Origin of the sequence: Virgibacillus indicus, assembly GCF_002266285.1 — a bacterium.
In the GTDB taxonomy this organism is placed as follows: domain Bacteria; phylum Bacillota; class Bacilli; order Bacillales; family Amphibacillaceae; genus Virgibacillus_K; species Virgibacillus_K indicus.
Genome location: NZ_NPMS01000002.1, coordinates 51964 through 70500, shown reverse-complemented (window position 1 = coordinate 70500; position 18537 = coordinate 51964). Strand labels below are relative to the sequence as shown.

Here is an 18537-nt window from a genome sequence, read left to right as displayed (position 1 = left end):
AGTCTTTTTTACGGAAGGATGTGAAAAATTGAAGGATACAATTAAAAAATTACTAATCCTTTTCAATAAAAGGGAAAAGAAAAAGCTATTGATTCTATTCTTCATGATGATTATAGCGGCAATATTCGAAACGATTGGAATAGGATTGATCGTTCCCTTTGTTGGGATCGTAACAAATCCAAATATGATTCAGGAACAAGCAATTTTATCAAATGTATACGAATTATTTAATTTTCAATCAACAACAACGTTCATCATATTCGCTGTGGTGATGTTACTTACAGTATTTGTTTTAAAGAATTTATATTTACTGCTTTTCAACTATGCGCAGTTTAGGGTCATCCTGAATCAACAGGTTAAACTATCGCGAAGTTTGTTTAAAGCATACTTAACGAAACCTTATACTTTTCATCTGCAACGGAATTCTTCGGATTTACTCCGTAATGTAAATGGTGAGGTACCAAAAGTATTTCAAGGTATTATCATGTCAGGGTTTCAGTTATTTACAGAAGTACTCATAATCTTATGTATTATGGCTCTATTATTAGTTACAGCTCCTGTTGCCACATTAACAGCTTCTGTCCTACTTGGTGGGGGTGTTATTTTGTTTTTTGTAATTCTGCGTAAAAAAATCAGTGCATTGGGAAAGGAACAGCAATTAGTTGGTGGAACAATGATTAAATGGGTAAATCAGGGATTAGGTGCAAGTAAAGAAGTTAAAGTTTCAGGAAAAGAGAGATTCTTTATTGATTCATATACTTCTCAAAGCCAAATAAAGGCGAATAATAGCAGGTATATGAAAATGCTGGAGATTGTACCAAGATTGTTTATTGAAACGATGCTGGTATCCATTGTTCTGATTACGATGCTCATTATCGTCTTTCAAGGAACCAGTACAACACAGCTTGTCTCGACGATGGCGCTTTTTGCTATGGCAGCATTTCGATTGATGCCATCTATTACACGAGTTGTTGCCTTGATAACAACTATCCGATATAGCCAGCCAGCTTTAGAAGTTGTTTATGACGATTTATATAGAAATAAAGAAAAGCCATCAAATGCTGTATTTAAAACAGATTCAGAAGTAGTTAATAAAGGTAAAAAGGTGTTTACGGAATCAATTTCGTTAAATGAAGTATCCTTTCGTTACCCAGAGCAGGATAAGTACGCCATAGAAAATATATCTTTGACTATTCCAATTGGCCAATCTGTAGCTTTTGTTGGAGAGTCTGGTGCTGGTAAAACAACATTGGTTGATATTATTTTAGGGCTTTTTCATCCGGATGACGGTCATGTATTGGTAGATGGTAAAGATTTATACCAGCAAAGAGCATTATGGCAACAGAAAATAGGTTATATTCCACAGTCTATATTTTTATCAGATGATACCATTCGTGGTAATGTTGCTTTCGGAATTGATGGTAATCAGATTGATGATAATGAGGTGTGGAGAGCGCTGGAACAGGCGCAACTGAAAGAGTTTATTATGTCACTTCCTGATCAATTGGAAACCACTGTAGGTGAGCGTGGAGTTCGCCTGTCTGGCGGGCAGCGTCAACGAATTGGTATTGCTCGCGCTTTGTATCATAATCCAGAAATATTATTCATGGATGAAGCAACTTCAGCACTGGATAATGAAACGGAAAAGGAGATCATGAAGGCAATAGATGGTCTAAGAGGTGAAAAAACATTGATTATTATTGCGCATAGACTAAGTACTATTGAAAATTGCGATACGGTATTCGAGATAAGTGATGGTCATCTTGTTTCAATTAATAATGAATTGGATCGGTCAGTAATCTAATTACTTGAAAGCTATTGATTTGGAGTTGGATTAGATATGAAAAGCAATAAAAACTATAACTATATTCTTATTGGAAACATGTTTTATATAAATATCGAACAACGTTCTATAGAGCTTTTATTAATATTATATGGAAGGACGAAGCCATTCTCATTCTTTGAGAGAAAAACAGGAATACCGCTGATTAATCGTTTGCCAGGCTTTCTTATTCGTTTATTACGTGTTTTACAATTCACTTATGAATTCCAGAAAGTAAAAAAGGATCCAGAGTTAATTAATTCACTTCCTAAAATTACTACTAAATACTTTGGTCAATGTTTATTGGAATTACGTCAAGGGGAAATTAAAATTTTTAATTTGAAAGAACAGGTGGTAACAACTGAATTTCAATGTCATGTTTCTACATCGGAGATTAGGGATAGGGTAAATGTTATTGAAAAAGTAACAAATTTGGCCCCAAAACTGATCAGTTGGAATACTGAAGAACGATATATAGTAGAGGATTATGTAAATTTCAATAGGCCTTCTTATAATTTTAATAATATTGAGAAGTACTATTTGGAAATTTTTCCTATTCTTGATGACATTAGATCAACAGCTAAACCAAAATTGATTGATTTGCAGTCATATATCCTAAGTAAAATGAATTATGTAGAATCAAAAGTTGAATATATACTAGATAATTACCCGGGCACTATAATTAAAGTGGATAAGATAAAAAACTTTGTTTCATACTTAATGACATCATTAAAAAAACTTGATAACCAAGAAGGGCTGCTTGTTTTCTCACACGGTGATTTATGGGAAGGGAATATATTAATTAAAAATAGTAATTACTATGTAATTGACTGGGATACAATCGATTACCGGAGTTTTTATTTTGATTTTTATTACTCATTGTTTATGCTGGCATCAAAAAATACACATTTTGAGAAAGTGGATAAGAAGGGGATAGACAGGTTAATTCAAAAAATGGAACCAAGTTTTAAATTATTTTACGGGAAACTACAAGCAAGTGATAACTTTAACTATTATTATGATACTGTCGTATCTCTAAAGCAATCGGAAATGTATCGTTATCTATTTTATTTGGAATTAGTTTATCTCAAATTGCAATCAGAAAATGTTAGTGAAGACAAGCAATTGAGTGAGGTTACAACTTGGATTAAGAGATTTGAATTATATGAAGAAAATTTGCTGATTAGTAGGTAATCAGCTTTTTTTAATCTTGTTGATCATTGTAACAAATGAAGGTGGGGTGAAAAATGAATAACCGTATTGAACAATTAGATTCACTTCGTGGGTTAGCAGCACTAGCTGTTGTTTTAAGTCATATACCATATTTTGCATTCTCATTACCTTATATAGTCTACAGAGTTTTAGTATGGTTAGGATTTAATGATGGTCATAGTTCTGTGATGTTATTCTTTTTATTAAGTGGTTTTGTTTTAACTATACCTTTTTTAAAAAGAGATAGAATTTATTACTTTCCTTATGTAACAAAGCGCTTTTTTAGAATTTATGCTCCATATCTTTTTGCAATTATATTTGCAATTATTCTATCACAAACATTTTTGAATAGAGAAGTATCGACAATAGGGGATTGGAATTTGTTATGGAACACTTCAATAAGTGCACAGTTAATTACTGACCACCTTTTATTTTTAGGTAATTATCATACAAATGCATTTAATGGGGTGATCTGGTCCTTAACTCATGAATTAAGAATATCGTTGATTTTTCCATTTATTGTTCTATTAATAAAACGATTTAACTGGAAATTTATAATTTTAATCTGTGTTATATTATCCTGTACCTCTGAGCTAAATACTATTTACAGTTTTCAGGAATCAATTGGATATAATACAGATTACTTTAAAACACTGCAATATACTTCTTTTTTTATGTTTGGATCATTAATTGCCAAACATAAAAAAGATCTAGTTGGATTATACAAAAAAAGACATATTCTATTTAAGTGCACACTGCTTTTTGTTTCGCTGTGCCTATTTAAATTCTCGAGTTTCTGTCTGTACTATTTATATGAAATAACAGGGGTAGAACTATTATCAACACATTTTAATGCGATAGCTGAATACGGAGTAGCAATTGGATGTACTGGAATTGTAATAAGTGCAATTAGTTCTGTAAGATTGGGAAAGATTTTGCTGTTAAAACCATTACTGTTTTTGGGGAAAATATCATATAGTTTATATTTACTCCATTTACCTATCATTTTGAGTTGTATATATTTATTTAAAGAAGTTATCCCATTATGGTCTATTTCAATAATAGCTATATTTTTAAGCTTTTGTATATCAACGATTGCATGGAAATTAATCGAAAAACCATCTCAAAAGGTTGGAAGGAATCTAGCGAAAATGATTGGTAAGAAGAAGTTCGTGTTCTCTCTTAAGAAAAAAGCAGTTTGAACTCATTAAAATGGAATATGATATATATCATTTTTGGAGGTCTGTTATGGCAATAAAAATAAGTATTATTGTTCCTGTATATAATCTTGAATATTTATTACTTAAATGTGTTGATTCCATATTATCCCAAACGTTCACTAATTTTGAACTAATATTGGTTAACGATGGATCTACAGACAATAGTGGGGAAGTATGTGATGAATATGCAAAGCTTGATAGCAGGGTAAAAGTTATTCATAAAGAAAATGGAGGGGTTGCATCATCAAGAAATGCAGGTTTGGATGCTGCAAAAGGAAAATATATAGGATTTGTTGATAATGATGATTATATAAATGAATTTATGTTTGAAACATTATATAACAATATTATCGCTCATTCATCGGATATGGCAGTTTGTGATTTTCAGAAAGTTGATGAGGTTCAGTGTGTTGATACTAAAAATGCAGATTCACATTATAAAATTCAGCACTTTAATACTAAAGAAGCATTAAATCAGTTATACACTCCAAATTATCTAACGTTTGTTTGTCCTTGGAACAAATTGTATAAAAGTGATTTATTTGATGAAATAAGGTATGAGAATAGCATCAATGATGATGAAACTGTTGCTCATAAACTGCTGTATATTAGCAAAAAAGTAACATATATTTATACAACGCTTTATTATTATGTTCAGAGAGAAGAAAGTCAAACAAATTCAACCTTCCATATTAATAGGCTGGATGCGGTATACGCGCTAAAAGCTAGAGAAGTCTTTTTCAGAGAGAAAGGGGAATCAGAGCTGCATCAAAAAGCCCTTAAGCATTATATGGAGAAGTTCTTTTGGTACTATTATTTGGCTAAGTCAAACCTCGAAGACATCGATAGGGAATTAAAGGATCTGAAGCGGACGTTTGATGATAGCTTAATATATCTGTTAAAACATAAAGGAATTGGTTGGAAACAAAAGTTAATGTGTTTGTTATTTCGTATTCATCCAGTGATATTTGAATTTACAAGAGATGCAAATATAAAAAATAGAAAGAATCGACAAACAGGAATATAGAAGAGAAAGGCAGCATCCCATACCAAAAGGGATGTTTTTTTATTGGAAAAAGTACTTTTTGAGGAGGAATAACATGAAAGGAATTATCCTAGCTGGCGGAAGCGGAACGAGACTATACCCATTAACAAGATCCGTATCAAAACAATTACTTCCGATTTATGATAAACCAATGATTTATTATCCCCTATCGGTTTTAATGCTGGCCGGTATCAAGGAAATTTTAATTATATCTACGCAGGAGGATTTGCCACGGTTTGAGCAGTTATTGGGTGATGGTTCAGAATTAGGTATTCATCTATCATATGTGATTCAGGAAAAGCCAAATGGACTGGCGGAGGCTTTTATCATTGGTGAAGATTTTATTGGAGCTGATGATGTTTCCCTCATTTTAGGAGATAACATTTTCTATGGCCATGATTTTATCTCTCATCTTGAGAGAGTGAAACGGCAATTAAATGGAGCAACTGTCTTTGGATACAATGTTGATGATCCACAAAGATTTGGTGTTGTTGAGTTTGATGACAATCATAAGGTTCTGTCCATAGAGGAAAAACCAGAAATACCTAAATCTAATTTTGCTATTACTGGCTTATATTTCTTTGATAATCAGGTCGTTGATATTGCTAAAAACGTAGAGCCATCTGATAGAGGGGAACTGGAAATCACCGATATTCTTAAAGAATACGTTGTAAGAGATCAATTAAACGTTGAATTGTTTGGACGTGGTTTTGCCTGGCTAGATACGGGGACACATGAATCATTGCTTGAGGCATCACAATTTATTGAAATAATGGAAAAGCGAACACTTCTAAAAGTTGCATGTTTAGAAGAAATTTCATATAGCAAAGGATATATATCAGAATCTCAATTATTAAAACTAGCAGAACCATTGAAAAAGAGTGCGTATGGGAAATATTTACTTCGGGTTGTAGAAATGAACAGAAGTAAAGGCCTAGAAACATTACGATTGGTAAATTGACATATTTAGCGGCTTGAAACTTATCAAATGGGAGGAAAGTATATGCAATTAATAGATACAAAGCTTGAAGACGTGAAAATTATAGAGCCAAAAGTTTTTAAGGATCATCGAGGTTTTTTTATGGAAAGCTTTAATCTTCAAAAATTCGAAGAGCTTGGCATGAAGTTCAATTTTATCCAGGATAACCACTCGCTTTCCATTGATAAAAACGTTATTCGCGGACTTCATTACCAGAAAGATCCAAAAGCGCAAACGAAATTAATTCGCGTTATTACCGGTGCAATTTATGATGTAGCCGTCGACATTCGAAAAGGCTCACCGACATTTGGCAGGTGGGTCGGCATAACATTAAGTGCCGAAAACCACCGCATGCTTCTAGTTCCAAAAGGCTTTGCACACGGCTTCTGTACATTAACCAAAAATACACATGTTCAGTATAAAGTGGATGAGTATTACTCAGCAGAGAACGATAAAGGGATACGTTGGAATGATCCTTCACTTTCTATTGACTGGCCGGCATCCAATCCAATTCTATCAGAAAAAGATGCTAACCAACCATACTTAAAAGATGCTGAGATTAATTTCAGGTTTCAGGAAAAAGTGGAGATTGGCCATGAAGTCCTATGATTATCTTATTGTCGGCGGTGGAATAATCGGCCTGTCCATCGCGAGGGAATTAAAAAGTAGATTTCCGGAAACGTCCATTTGTATTATAGAAAAGGAATCTGACGTTGCATATCACTCCAGTGGGCGAAACAGCGGGGTATTACATGCCGGGTTCTATTATACAGCTAATAGTTTGAAGGCAAGATTTACAAGAGAAGGCAATCAGGAAATGACGAAATACTGCATTGATAATGGCTTGAGAATAAATAAGTGCGGCAAGGTTGTTGCAGCAACAAATGAAGAGGAATTTCAGGGCTTAATAGAATTAAAAAGCAGGGCTGAGAAAAATGGGGTTGAACTTGAGTGGGTAGATCAATCTGTAGTAAATATGATTGACACAAACGTAAAGACTTTTAATAAAGCTCTCTATTCCCCAACGACATCATCAGTTGATCCTATTGAAGTATGTCAGACCATTAAAGATGAAGTAATCAAAAAGGGTGTCAAGATTTTATGCAATACCAGGTATAAGGGAAGTTCAAATAATAAAATTCTAACAAATAAAGGTGAATTTGACTGCAGCTATTTCATAAATGCAGCTGGATTATATGCAGATAAAATTGCCAAGGATTTTAAGTTTGGAAAAAAGTATACCATTATCCCTTTTAAAGGAATTTATTTAAAATACGCAAAGAACAAAACAGATGTTACAACGAATATATATCCAGTACCTAATCTGAAAAATCCCTTTTTAGGTGTTCATTTTACAAAGACTGTAGATGAATCTATTAAAATCGGACCAACTGCAATCCCGGCATTTTGGAGGGAGAACTATAAAGGTCTAAAGAATTTCAAGTTAGGCGAGTTTCTAAGCATCTTATATTATGAGGCAAAGCTGTTTGTAACGAATTCATTTAACTTCCGCTCTTTAGCACGAGAAGAAATGAAAAAGTATAAAAAGTCACATTTTATTAACCTTTCTTTAAAGCTGGTGAAGCATGTTGACAAACGGGGATTTGGGAAGTTTATGAAGCCGGGGATACGTGCTCAACTACTGAATAAAGAAACTATGGAGCTTGTACAGGATTTTGTTGTGGAAGGGGACCACCGCTCCTTTCATATCTTAAATGCAGTTTCTCCAGGGTTCACTTGTGCATTCCCATTTTCGAGATATGTGGTGGATGAGATTGCAAAAAGGAAGAGTGAACGATTAAAACTGGTGAAAGATAATATTTCATAAGGGGGAAAAGGAATGAAAAATATATTGGTAACTGGTGCGGGTGGCTATATTGGCTGCATTTTAGTGCCGAAGCTCTTAGCGAAGGGTTACAATGTAAAAGCGGTAGATCGTTTCTTTTTTGGAATGGATAAACTTACGTCCCATCCTAATTTAACGATTATTCATGAAGATTGCCGGAAGTTGAAAGAAGAGCATTTTGTCGATGTAGATGCAGTCATTGATTTGGTAGCTATTTCAAATGATCCAAGTGGAGAGGAATTTAAAAAGATTACGTATGAGGTGAATCATCAATCAAGAGTAAACACAGCAATACTTGCAAAAAAGATGGGAGCAGCGCGTTACATTCTGCCGTCATCTTGCAGTATTTATGGATTCCAGGATAAGGATGCGATTGCTGATGAAAATACTAAGACAAATCCTTTAACAGTATATGCAAAGGCAAATGAACAAGCTGAACTTGGGGTTCTTCCATTAGCTGACGATGATTTTAGCGTTGTGGTAATGAGGCAAGCAACTGTTTATGGTTATTCACCCAGGATGAGATTTGATTTAGCTATAAATGGAATGACCTATGGTGCATGGGAAAATGGTGTAATTCCTTTAATGAGGGATGGAACGCAGTGGAGGCCAATGGTACACGTGGAAGATACAACCGATGTCATGTGCCTGCTGCTGGAAGCTGAAGCCAATATTATTAATGGTGAGATTTTTAATGTTGGTTCCAGTCGAAATAATTATCAGCTGGGCTCACTCGCTGAGGAAATTGCAGCTGCACTGCCGTGTGAAGTGAAAATCGAATGGTATGGGGATCCGGATCATCGTTCCTACCGTGTAGATTTTACGAAGATAGAAAAGATGCTTGGCTGGCAGGCAAAATTTACAGCCGCTGATGGAGCATTGCAGATTTATCAAGCTCTGGAAAATGGAACACTTGAAAAAACGGAACAAACGATAACATTGAATTGGTATAAGAAATTAATTGAATGGCAAACCATCATTAAGCAGGTTGATATGTATGGCGGCATATTGGAAATGAAAAAGAATGTGACTCAAGAAAAGGTCGCATCACTGTAGCTGAAGACTATTTTTTTAGGTAAGTTGTTCTATATCAAGAATGTGGGGGTTGTTATAATGAATAAAATTACAAGAGTTGGTATTGCAGGAACAGGTTTAATTGGCAAAGGGCTGGCATTGGAGATTGAAAAGCAGCGGGAATTAAAGTTATCAAAGGTTTTAACCCGACGCGACATAAGTACAATGAGCGATTATCCATTTCAGGTAGTGCTTACGAATTCGACTGATGATTTCATTGAAAATTGTGATCTGATTGTGGAATGCAGTGGGGATGTTATTTATGGAACTGAAGTAATTGATAAGGTGATCAAAGCTTCTATTCCGGTAATCACAATGAATGCCGAACTGCAGGTAACAACAGGCTCCTATTTCGCCAATAGGGGATTTATTACCGAAGCAGAAGGGGATCAGCCAGGCTGCTTAGCCTCCCTGCATGAGAATGTTGTTGAAATGGGGTTCAAGCCTCTGGTTTATGGGAATATAAAAGGATTTCTTAAGCTGGATCCAAACATAGAGGATATGAAGTACTTTTCCAAGAAAAATGGTGTGCGTCTTGATATGACAACTTCTTTTACAGATGGAACAAAAGTGCAAATAGAACAGGCACTGGTAGCAAACGGCCTTGGAGCAGGAATTGCCGTTGATGGGCTTTTGGCTCCAAGCTCAAACGACTTAAATGAGGCGGGAGAAGTATTAGCGGAAGAGGCAAACAGGTTAGGACACCCAATTTGTGAATTTGTATTGGCGCCAAAAGCTCCTCCGGGCGTGTTTATCACTGCAGAACACGATACCCGGCAGAAGGATGCACTAAGGTATTACAAGATGGGAGAAGGGCCATATTATACAATTCTGCAAAACTATCACCTTTGCCATCTAGAAATCATGAAAACAATTAAAAGGGTTATTAATGGCGGTGGTGTCCTATTGAATAATGGTGAAAATCCTACTGTCAGTGTAGCAGCTATTGCTAAAAGGACATTGAAGCCTGGTGAGAAAATTGAAAAGGGAATCGGCAGCTTTCAGGTAAGAGGGGAAGCGGTAAAAATCGCTGAAAATAATGGGCACGTTCCAATTGGCCTACTTGTAGATGCAGTAATGAAAAGAGAAGTTGCAGAAGGGGAAATAATTACCTTTTATGATGTTGAACTGCCTGAGAGTCTGGCGTTGAGAGCTTGGTATGACACAGTTGGAAAGAAGGCAGTGAATATCTAAATAGATAAAGGAATAAAAATTATGGAGTAGGGTTTTACCTCTGTATGAACAAAAAATTAATGATTATTAATGCTGGTTAGAGGATATCCATTGTATTGAAATATTTTAAGAAGTTAGAAAGAGGTGTTTTAAATGAAATTGGCCTTTATTGCTGATATACACGGCAATGCCACTGCATTGGAAGCAGTATTAGAAGATATTAAACAAAGAGATGTCGATGAAACGTTTTTCCTTGGCGATTTATGCTTTCGGGGACCGGAGCCAAAGCTCACCTTAGATATGGTAAGGTCTTTAAATGCCGATGTAATAAAAGGCAATGCGGATGAGTGGGTGGTTCGGGGAATTCGAGAAGTTGAGGTTCCTGAACAAGCTTTGACTATGGTGCATAAAGAACGTGACTGGACTTATTCAAAATTAAATCAGGAAGATTTAGACTATCTTAAAAATCTCCCCGTAGAACTGAATCTAAACTATGAAAATATAACAATACATGCGTTTCATGCGACACCTGATAGTTTGTTTGAAATGGTGCAGCCATCAGAAAGTGATGAAGTAATTGGTGAAAAATTAATGGTAAAAGACGCGGAAATTTATCTTTATGCACATATCCATAAACCGTATGTAAGGTTTTTAAAAGGGAAATGTGTTGTGAATACGGGAAGTGTTGGATTGCCTTTTGATGGTTCGAATAATGCATCATACTCTTTAGTAGAAATTGATGAAAACAGCTTTACTGCTTCGATCGTTAGGATTGAATATGATGTTGATAAGGTTATAAGACAGATTAGAGATTCTGACTATCCTAATAAAAATATAGTTGATTTCTTGAGGTAGTTTGAGGCAACCGAGTAGTAGTTTTTTTTATTTGAAAAAATTTAAAATAATTAAATTAATTATTGACACTATGGTTAAATGATGGTACTTTAGTAATAGATTATTCTCTATAGAGAACAAAAGCTTTTGTTATTTAATTTATTAAGTACAACATATATTTTTTTGATTGCATTGTTCTTTATAATGAACATAAAATGCACTTGAACTACCATACACTAAAATCATCTCCAGGAGGAAATTATGAGCGCTATTGCTGGTATCGTTTATGCAAATAATGAACCTGTATCAATTGATCAAGGTCTTGAAATGATGAAAGCCTTACAAAAGTATCCTAGTGATGATGTTCAGACATGGCAACAGGAAAATGTCTTTTTAGGATGCCATGCACAATGGATTACACCCGAGTCGATCATGGAACAACTGCCCTATTACGATTATGATAGACAGCTTGTAATTACGGCAGATGCGATGATTGATAATCGGGAAGAATTATTTACTAAATTAGGGGTTAATCATGAAGAAAGAAAGGTCATGTCTGATAGTCAATTGATTCTTCTTTCTTATGCAAAATGGGAAGATGAAGTTGTAAAACATTTGATTGGTGATTTTGCATTTATGATTTGGGATGAGAAAAGTCAAAAGCTATTTGGAGCAAGGGATTTTTCCGGTACAAGGTCACTCTACTTTTACCATAATAATGAGCGGTTTGCCTTCTGTACTGTTATGGAACCACTACTAAGGTTGCCATATATTAAAAAGCAGTTAAATGAAGAGTGGTTGGCTGAGTATTTGGCGATTCCAAACATGATGGATTCAGTGGATGTATCAAAAACGGTCGTTAAGGATATTCAACAAGTTCCGCCCTCACATACGATTACTGTAGTAAATGGAAAGTTTACTCTTTCTAAATATCATGTATTATCATTGGACGAAAAGATTAGATTCCAAAAAGATGAAGAATATATTAAGGCTTTCCGCGATATTTTTCAGGAAGCGGTGGACTCAAGATTACGTACATTTAAATCTGTTGGATCACAATTAAGTGGTGGACTTGATTCAGGATCGGTTGTTAGCTTTGCTGCAAAAACATTACAAAAACAAAATAAAAAGTTACATACATACAGTTCTATTCCTGTTAAAGATTTTAATGATTATACACCAAGGCACTATTTTCCCGACGAACGTACTTTTATTCGTGCAACTGTTGATTATGTAGGAAATATTGAAGATCACTATTTAAGTTTAGATGGTAAAAATTCATACACTGATATCGATGACTGGTTGGAAATTATTGAAAAGCCCTATAAATTCTTCGAGAATTCTTTTTGGATAAAGGGGATTTTTGAACAAGCAAGAAAAGAGGATATCGGGATATTATTAAGTGGTGCTAGAGGAAACTTTACTATATCCTGGGGAGCAGCAATAGATTATTATAGCCATTTGTTAAGGAGTATGAAATGGATTCACCTTTCTCATGAATTAAAGAAATATAGCAGAAACATTGGGGTAAGAAGGAAAAAGCTGCTTCCGTATTTAGGTAAAAAGGTATTTCCTATTTTAAACAATGAAGAAAAATATAAATTTCCGATGTTAATAAATCCCAATTTTGCTAAGAAGATGAACGTCTTTGAAAAGCTTGAAAAATATGGGATTGGGTTAGATGGATTCACTGGACTGACAATTATTAATGAAAGGAAATACCTTATTGGTAATGAGTTTATTTGGGAATCAAACGGAACAACTTTCTCAAAATTATCCTTGCAATATGGTTTGTTACTTCGGGATCCAACAAATGATATCCGTGTGATAAATTATTGCATGTCTATTCCTTTGAATCATTTTATTAATGATGGAATGGATCGGGCTCTCATCCGAAAAGCAACAGAAGGATATTTGCCGGACAAAGTAAGGTTAAATCAAAAACATAAGGGTGTTCAAGGAGCAGATTGGTTTCATCGTATGACACCATATTGGACAGATTTAATTGAAGAGGCAAAACAACTATTAAGGGATAAAGATGTAGCACAATATTTGAATATGGAATCGATTAGAAATGCCCTATCCACAGCAATGGAAGTTCAAAATGGAGATTTTACTCCAAACCCTGAACTTAGAATTCTAATACGTGCTATCATCGTCTATCGATTCCTACATTCATTTGACTTTAAAGGAGGTGAAACATATGAAAAAGGGATGGAAAGAGCCAAAACTAGAATTGTTGGATATTAGAGAGACAATGGCAGGTAAAGATTTCTGGGGCCAAGATCATGCTTGGGATTTCGATTTTCATGGTCCAGAAGATGATAAAGATCCTGGTAATGGTGGCTCAATTGGAAGTTAATCTAGCAAATTAGGAATTGTTAGCTTTTACTTAGTCAACATTGTTCGTTTCCAACGTTATTTGAATATGTTCAAAAAAACATATTGTACCTTTTCAGTTAAATTAAGTTGATTATCATTCATTTGACCCTTATACATAACAGTTTGTATAAGGGTTATTCTTTAATTAAGTAGAAGGTAAATACTAAATGAAAAAATACAAAAGATAACAAGTAATTTCATGTGTTTTTATATTTAAATTACTATAAAAAGTAGGTGAGTAATTCATGTTTGAAACGGCTAAAATTGCACTTTATACTGCATTTGGTTTCAAAGTTTCAAGTGACTTCTTATTACCTGAATTAAACCATATTAGTTATAAAGATTTTGAACCAGATTTGATTATCAAGAAAGAAGATTTATCCAACTTATGGTCGGAGTATGTTGAAATAGACTCGTATTACTATATAAAAGAGAATTTTTGTATGTTTAAAATTCCTGGTGTTGCAATCTATAAGATTGAAGATGGTAGATATATTTCTTTCTCACCAATAGAAGGTTCAAACGAGGATCAAATCCGACTTTATCTGCTTGGAACGTGCATGGGAGTTGCTCTCATGCAAAGGAAAATATTACCCATACACGGAAGCTGCATAGCCATTGATGGGAAAGCCTATGCTGTTGTTGGGGATTCTGGTGCCGGAAAATCAACATTGGCTTCGGCATTTATCAATCGTGGTTTCAAACTGCTTACAGATGATGTCATTGCAGTGACGTTATCTAAGGATAACACTCCATTTGTTGTACCTTCATATCCACAACAAAAATTATGGCAGGAAAGCTTGGACCATTTTGGCATGGAATCTAATCAGTTTAGACCAGTTTATGATAGAGTAACAAAATTTGCTGTTCCTGTTAATAATCATTTTTATGATCAACCGTTACCTTTAGCAGGTATATTCGTATTGAGTAAGGCTGAACAAAATGCTATAGAAATCATGTCCATTCAGGAATTGGAAAGGTTTCCTGTTCTGTACTATAACACCTACCGAAATTTCATGATTAATCGTTTGGGACTGCTGGAATGGCACTTTGAATTTTCAGCCAACATGGTAAATAAACTTGATTTTCACCGAATCATCCGCCCAAGTTCATGTTTCACAGCCAATGAATTAGTGGATAACATTTTAAACGTAATTAATAAAGAAAATAAAATATATCCTAAGGGGGAAAAAGTGATATGAATAAAACAATTTCAATGAATGCCATCGTTAGTCAAATAGAGGGCAATATTGTCAGTGATATGGATGGAGAAAAGGTCATGTTAAGTATCGAAAACGGAAAGTACTACAATCTTGGTGAAACTGGTGGAGAAATTTGGGAGCATATGAAAGAACCTATTTCTATACAAGATCTTATAAATACTCTAGTTACGCAATATGAGGTGGAAGAACGTACTTGTATTGATCAAGTTATACGATTCATAGACGATTTAGTTGATCAAGGTTTAGTAAAGAAAGAGTCTGCTTAAGAAGGAGAAAGAGCGAGATGAGAAAGGTAAAATTACTTTTGTCGTTAAATCCGAAAATGATACTGCTCTTATTTGAAGTATATGTTTACTTAGCCAGGGGACGTGTTCTAAAGGGGAGGCCCTTTTCAAAAATTGCCCCTTCTCTTGGAGATAAAATGAAAGAATCTTCAACAGAGCTAATACCTGAACAAAGAAGAAAACTGTCGGAAATATCCCAAGCAATCCATATTATGAGCAACTATACCTTTTGGGAAAGTGAATGCCTTGTTAAAGCGATTGCGGCAATGAAAATGCTGGAAAAAAGAAACATCGAAAGCACATTATATTTAGGGACTGCAAAAGATGCATCAGGGAAGTTAATTGCACATGCATGGCTGCGGAGCGGTCCATTTTACATTACCGGTGCAGAAGTAAAAGAACAATTTACGGTAGTTAGTAAGTTTGCAAAAATGATGTGAAGATAAGGAGAAGCCATGAATTCATCCCAACTTAACATTTCAAAAGTACCGTCAGAACTGAAATTTATACTAGATTTGCTGAAAGATAACTTCCCAGTTGAAAGTAATCTAGCATTACATAAAGAAATCGATTGGCATACTTTTATTGAATTATCCCTTCATCATCGTCTTTATCCGATGTTGTATTTGAAATTAAAACAGTTAAAAACGGACACTGTACCAGAATTTGTATTGAATTATCTTTCTAATCAGTATAAGAGAAATACATTAAAAATGCTTAGGTTCAGTGCGATGACAGAGCAAGTTAGCAGATTGCTTGCAGACAATCATATCCCGGTCATTTTATTAAAGGGACCTGCCCTTGCGCATCAGATTTATGGAGATATTTCACATAGAACTTCTGGTGACCTGGATTTCCTTGTTCCAATAGATAAACTGGAGGAAACCGAAAAACTGCTTATCGGGCAGGGGTATGTAAAGGATGACTATATAAAAACCGTATTAAATGATTGGAAATGGCGTCATCATCACTTCACTTATATTCACCCACAACAAAATATAAAAGTCGAAATTCATTGGCGGCTGAATCCGGGTCCTGGAAAGGAGCCGAGATTCAATGAACTATGGGAGCGGAAGTCGAGAAGTAAGTTGACTCATTTCCCGGTTTATCTATTGGGGAAAGAAGACTTATTTTTGTTTTTGATTTCACATGGCGCACGTCATGGTTGGTCACGACTACGTTGGCTCGTAGATATTCAGTATCTGATAAAGCAGCAATTGGACTGGAAAAGAGTTAATCTTATCACCAGGATATATCAATATCATCGTTCTGCTGGGCAAGGAATATATCTGGCTAAGTCTCTATTCAACTTGGAATTGGATCCCAAAATGGAGCGGTTAACGAAACCACACTCGGCAAAAAAGTTAGCCCAGCAAGCAGTATTTTATTTAGAAAATAGGGTCAATCTTCATTCAGATCCTGTTCCTGAAGATGTAGCAAACTATCATAAATCCCATTTATTTGCTTTAAGGAGTATGCAGCAAAAGATTCTCTTTCTTATGAGCTTCTTATATCCATATCCTGAGGATAAACAATTATTACCATTACCAAGAGCATTCCATTTCCTTTATTTCCCACTGCGTCCATTCCTTTGGGGATGGAAAAAAGTGAGGAAACATGCATTATCATAGGGGGACATACGGATGAAACCAATTATATATTTTTTGAAACAAATCCATCATTACTCTGGAAAAATTGTTTATATTAATTTATTTGCGATGGCTGGTATAGGATTATTGGATGGCGCGGCGATTCTATTGCTTGTCCCGTTAATCAGTATGAGTGGAATTGTTGATATGGGAATGGAAGGAGTCCCGATTTTAAGTATATTTGAATTTTTTGCGGATATACCACAGTCGATTGGCCTGCCAATAATTTTAACTGTTTTTGTCTTGATTGTCATTGGGCAAAATATTGTAAAACGACAGCTGACTGTGAAGAATACAAAGATACAGCACAGCTTTTTGCGATACATGCGTGTAGAAACTTATAAATCTATCATGTATGCCGATTGGCAGTTTTTCGTTCGAAATAGAAAGTCAGATTTCATAAATATTTTAACGTCTGAAATTGCACGATCAAGTGTTGGTGCATATTCGGTATTACAATTTATATCATCGATTGTATTCACTTTTATTCAAATAGGATTGGCATTTATTATATCACCTACTATCACTACTTTTGTACTTCTATGTGGGTTAGTTCTTATCTTTTTTAATCGTAAATTTTTAAAAAGATCATTAACTTTAGGGAACAGAAATTTTGAATTGGCGAAAGAATATATCAGCGGAATTACCGATCATATGAATGGGATAAAAGATATTAAAAGTAATACACTGGAAAAGTCAAGGTTAGACTGGTATGACCGGGTTACGAAGGGAATGGAAACAGAGCAAGTAGAGTATATGAGGTTAAAATCAACTTCGCAATTATATTATAAAGTAGCATCTGCATTTTTAATCGCTATCTTTATCTATTTTGCAGTAATGATATTTAATGCGCAAGCTGCACAACTCATGTTAATTATTGTAGTTTTCTCAAGGTTATGGCCACGTGTTGCAGGGCTTCAAAGCTCAATGGAACAAATAGCAACAACGATTCCTTCCTTTAAAGCGGTTATTGCAATGCAGGAAGAGTGTAGAAGTTCCCAAGAGTTTGAAGCAAAAACAAATACGAATATTACGCCACTAGTAATTAACCAAAGTATCCAATGTGAACAAGTCTATTTTCGCTATAATCAAACAGCTGGCTACGCCTTGAAGAATATTAATATCACAATCCCAACGAATCAAATGACTGCATTTGTAGGGAGGTCCGGTGCAGGGAAAAGTACATTAATCGATATGTTGATGGGATTGAATAAACCGGAAAACGGACAGATTTTAATCGATGGAGTAGCTTTATCCAGTGATAATTTAGTAGCCTTACGAAGATCAATCAGCTATGTCCCGCAGGAACCATTTCTTTTCAATACATCTATTAGAGATAATCTGTCCATAGTAAAACAAGATGCATCAGAAGAACAAATGTGGGAAGCCCTGGATTTTTCTTCAGCAGCTGAATTTGTAAAGAAACTTCCTGATGGATTAGATACAATTATCGGTGATCGAGGAATCAAGCTATCAGGCGGGGAGCGGCAACGACTTGTTTTAGCTCGTGCTATTTTAAGAAAACCATCGATTCTTGTATTGGATGAAGCAACAAGTTCACTTGATACAGAGAATGAAGCAAACATTCAGCATGCACTGGAAAGATTAAAAGGTAGGATGACGATTATTGTCATTGCTCATCGCTTATCGACGATTCAAAATGCAGATCAGGTTGTAGTACTGGAAGAAGGCGAAATCATTCAGCAGGGTGGATTTACACAGCTTTCCAAGGAAAAGAAAAGTGTGTTCAGTAACTTACTCCATAATCAATTGAAAGCTATTAAGTAAGGAACA

17 protein-coding genes are annotated in these 18537 nt (G+C 35.0%); all 17 read left to right on the top strand.

Annotated elements, in window-relative coordinates:
* Positions 1-28: 28 nt before the first annotated feature.
* The 17 genes from CIL03_RS06040 (at position 29) to CIL03_RS05965 (ending at position 18531) form a co-directional block, all read left to right on the top strand.
* Positions 29-1804, top strand: a complete 1776-nt coding sequence (locus tag CIL03_RS06040) for an ABC transporter ATP-binding protein (RefSeq protein ID WP_094884611.1) — start codon at positions 29-31, stop codon at positions 1802-1804.
* Positions 1805-1840: 36 nt separating this feature from the next.
* Entirely contained in the window at positions 1841-3016 is a 1176-nt protein-coding gene (locus tag CIL03_RS06035) for a phosphotransferase (protein ID WP_094884609.1), read from the top strand.
* Between the two features lie 53 nt (positions 3017-3069).
* Positions 3070-4236 (top strand): acyltransferase family protein, encoded by a 1167-nt coding sequence (locus CIL03_RS06030; protein ID WP_094884607.1) that lies wholly within the window; start codon positions 3070-3072, stop codon positions 4234-4236.
* Positions 4237-4282: 46 nt separating this feature from the next.
* A complete protein-coding gene (locus CIL03_RS06025) occupies positions 4283-5281 on the top strand; it encodes a glycosyltransferase family 2 protein (protein ID WP_165767903.1) in 999 nt (332 codons plus the stop codon).
* Positions 5282-5354: 73 nt separating this feature from the next.
* Positions 5355-6260, top strand: a complete 906-nt coding sequence (gene rfbA / locus CIL03_RS06020) for a glucose-1-phosphate thymidylyltransferase RfbA (RefSeq protein WP_094884603.1) — start codon at positions 5355-5357, stop codon at positions 6258-6260.
* Between the two features lie 42 nt (positions 6261-6302).
* Entirely contained in the window at positions 6303-6887 is a 585-nt protein-coding gene (gene rfbC, locus CIL03_RS06015; protein ID WP_094884601.1) for a dTDP-4-dehydrorhamnose 3,5-epimerase, read from the top strand.
* A complete protein-coding gene (gene lhgO, locus CIL03_RS06010) occupies positions 6874-8106 on the top strand; it encodes an L-2-hydroxyglutarate oxidase (protein ID WP_094884599.1) in 1233 nt (410 codons plus the stop codon). The genes rfbC and lhgO overlap by 14 nt, the downstream gene beginning before the upstream one ends.
* 12 nt (positions 8107-8118) lie before the next feature.
* Entirely contained in the window at positions 8119-9180 is a 1062-nt protein-coding gene (locus CIL03_RS06005) for an NAD-dependent epimerase/dehydratase family protein (protein ID WP_094884597.1), read from the top strand.
* Between the two features lie 57 nt (positions 9181-9237).
* Entirely contained in the window at positions 9238-10392 is a 1155-nt protein-coding gene (locus CIL03_RS06000; protein ID WP_094884595.1) for an NAD(P)-dependent oxidoreductase, read from the top strand.
* Positions 10393-10524: 132 nt separating this feature from the next.
* The gene (locus CIL03_RS05995; RefSeq protein ID WP_094884593.1) at positions 10525-11226 is read left to right on the top strand and encodes a metallophosphoesterase family protein; all 702 of its coding nucleotides are present in this window, start codon (positions 10525-10527) and stop codon (positions 11224-11226) included.
* Between the two features lie 240 nt (positions 11227-11466).
* The gene (locus CIL03_RS05990; protein WP_094884591.1) at positions 11467-13455 is read left to right on the top strand and encodes an asparagine synthase-related protein; all 1989 of its coding nucleotides are present in this window, start codon (positions 11467-11469) and stop codon (positions 13453-13455) included.
* Positions 13409-13567, top strand: coding sequence for a paeninodin family lasso peptide (locus CIL03_RS19560; RefSeq protein ID WP_108721235.1), 159 nt, complete (start codon positions 13409-13411; stop codon positions 13565-13567). The genes CIL03_RS05990 and CIL03_RS19560 overlap by 47 nt, the downstream gene beginning before the upstream one ends.
* Before the next feature lie 265 nt (positions 13568-13832).
* Positions 13833-14789, top strand: coding sequence for an aldolase (locus CIL03_RS05985; protein WP_094884589.1), 957 nt, complete (start codon positions 13833-13835; stop codon positions 14787-14789).
* Positions 14786-15076, top strand: coding sequence for a lasso peptide biosynthesis PqqD family chaperone (locus CIL03_RS05980; protein ID WP_094884587.1), 291 nt, complete (start codon positions 14786-14788; stop codon positions 15074-15076). The genes CIL03_RS05985 and CIL03_RS05980 overlap by 4 nt, the downstream gene beginning before the upstream one ends.
* 17 nt (positions 15077-15093) lie before the next feature.
* A complete protein-coding gene (locus CIL03_RS05975) occupies positions 15094-15534 on the top strand; it encodes a lasso peptide biosynthesis B2 protein (protein WP_094884585.1) in 441 nt (146 codons plus the stop codon).
* 15 nt (positions 15535-15549) lie between these two features.
* Entirely contained in the window at positions 15550-16725 is a 1176-nt protein-coding gene (locus tag CIL03_RS05970) for a nucleotidyltransferase domain-containing protein (RefSeq protein ID WP_094884583.1), read from the top strand.
* Between the two features lie 12 nt (positions 16726-16737).
* Entirely contained in the window at positions 16738-18531 is a 1794-nt protein-coding gene (locus CIL03_RS05965) for an ABC transporter ATP-binding protein (RefSeq protein ID WP_094884581.1), read from the top strand.
* The last annotated feature ends 6 nt before the right edge of the window (positions 18532-18537 follow it).

What these genes read in the sequence shown, in the direction of transcription:
- CIL03_RS06035 (WP_094884609.1), top strand. Translation starts at nt 1,841, where the DNA reads ATGAAAAGCAATAAAAACTATAACTATATTCTTATTGGAAACATGTTT.
- CIL03_RS06030 (WP_094884607.1), top strand. Translation starts at nt 3,070, where the DNA reads ATGAATAACCGTATTGAACAATTAGATTCACTTCGTGGGTTAGCAGCA.
- CIL03_RS06025 (WP_165767903.1), top strand. Translation starts at nt 4,283, where the DNA reads ATGGCAATAAAAATAAGTATTATTGTTCCTGTATATAATCTTGAATAT.
- rfbA (WP_094884603.1), top strand. Translation starts at nt 5,355, where the DNA reads ATGAAAGGAATTATCCTAGCTGGCGGAAGCGGAACGAGACTATACCCA.
- rfbC (WP_094884601.1), top strand. Translation starts at nt 6,303, where the DNA reads ATGCAATTAATAGATACAAAGCTTGAAGACGTGAAAATTATAGAGCCA.
- lhgO (WP_094884599.1), top strand. Translation starts at nt 6,874, where the DNA reads ATGAAGTCCTATGATTATCTTATTGTCGGCGGTGGAATAATCGGCCTG.
- CIL03_RS06005 (WP_094884597.1), top strand. Translation starts at nt 8,119, where the DNA reads ATGAAAAATATATTGGTAACTGGTGCGGGTGGCTATATTGGCTGCATT.
- CIL03_RS06000 (WP_094884595.1), top strand. Translation starts at nt 9,238, where the DNA reads ATGAATAAAATTACAAGAGTTGGTATTGCAGGAACAGGTTTAATTGGC.
- CIL03_RS05995 (WP_094884593.1), top strand. Translation starts at nt 10,525, where the DNA reads ATGAAATTGGCCTTTATTGCTGATATACACGGCAATGCCACTGCATTG.
- CIL03_RS05990 (WP_094884591.1), top strand. Translation starts at nt 11,467, where the DNA reads ATGAGCGCTATTGCTGGTATCGTTTATGCAAATAATGAACCTGTATCA.
- CIL03_RS19560 (WP_108721235.1), top strand. Translation starts at nt 13,409, where the DNA reads ATGAAAAAGGGATGGAAAGAGCCAAAACTAGAATTGTTGGATATTAGA.
- CIL03_RS05985 (WP_094884589.1), top strand. Translation starts at nt 13,833, where the DNA reads ATGTTTGAAACGGCTAAAATTGCACTTTATACTGCATTTGGTTTCAAA.
- CIL03_RS05980 (WP_094884587.1), top strand. Translation starts at nt 14,786, where the DNA reads ATGAATAAAACAATTTCAATGAATGCCATCGTTAGTCAAATAGAGGGC.
- CIL03_RS05975 (WP_094884585.1), top strand. Translation starts at nt 15,094, where the DNA reads ATGAGAAAGGTAAAATTACTTTTGTCGTTAAATCCGAAAATGATACTG.
- CIL03_RS05970 (WP_094884583.1), top strand. Translation starts at nt 15,550, where the DNA reads ATGAATTCATCCCAACTTAACATTTCAAAAGTACCGTCAGAACTGAAA.
- CIL03_RS05965 (WP_094884581.1), top strand. Translation starts at nt 16,738, where the DNA reads ATGAAACCAATTATATATTTTTTGAAACAAATCCATCATTACTCTGGA.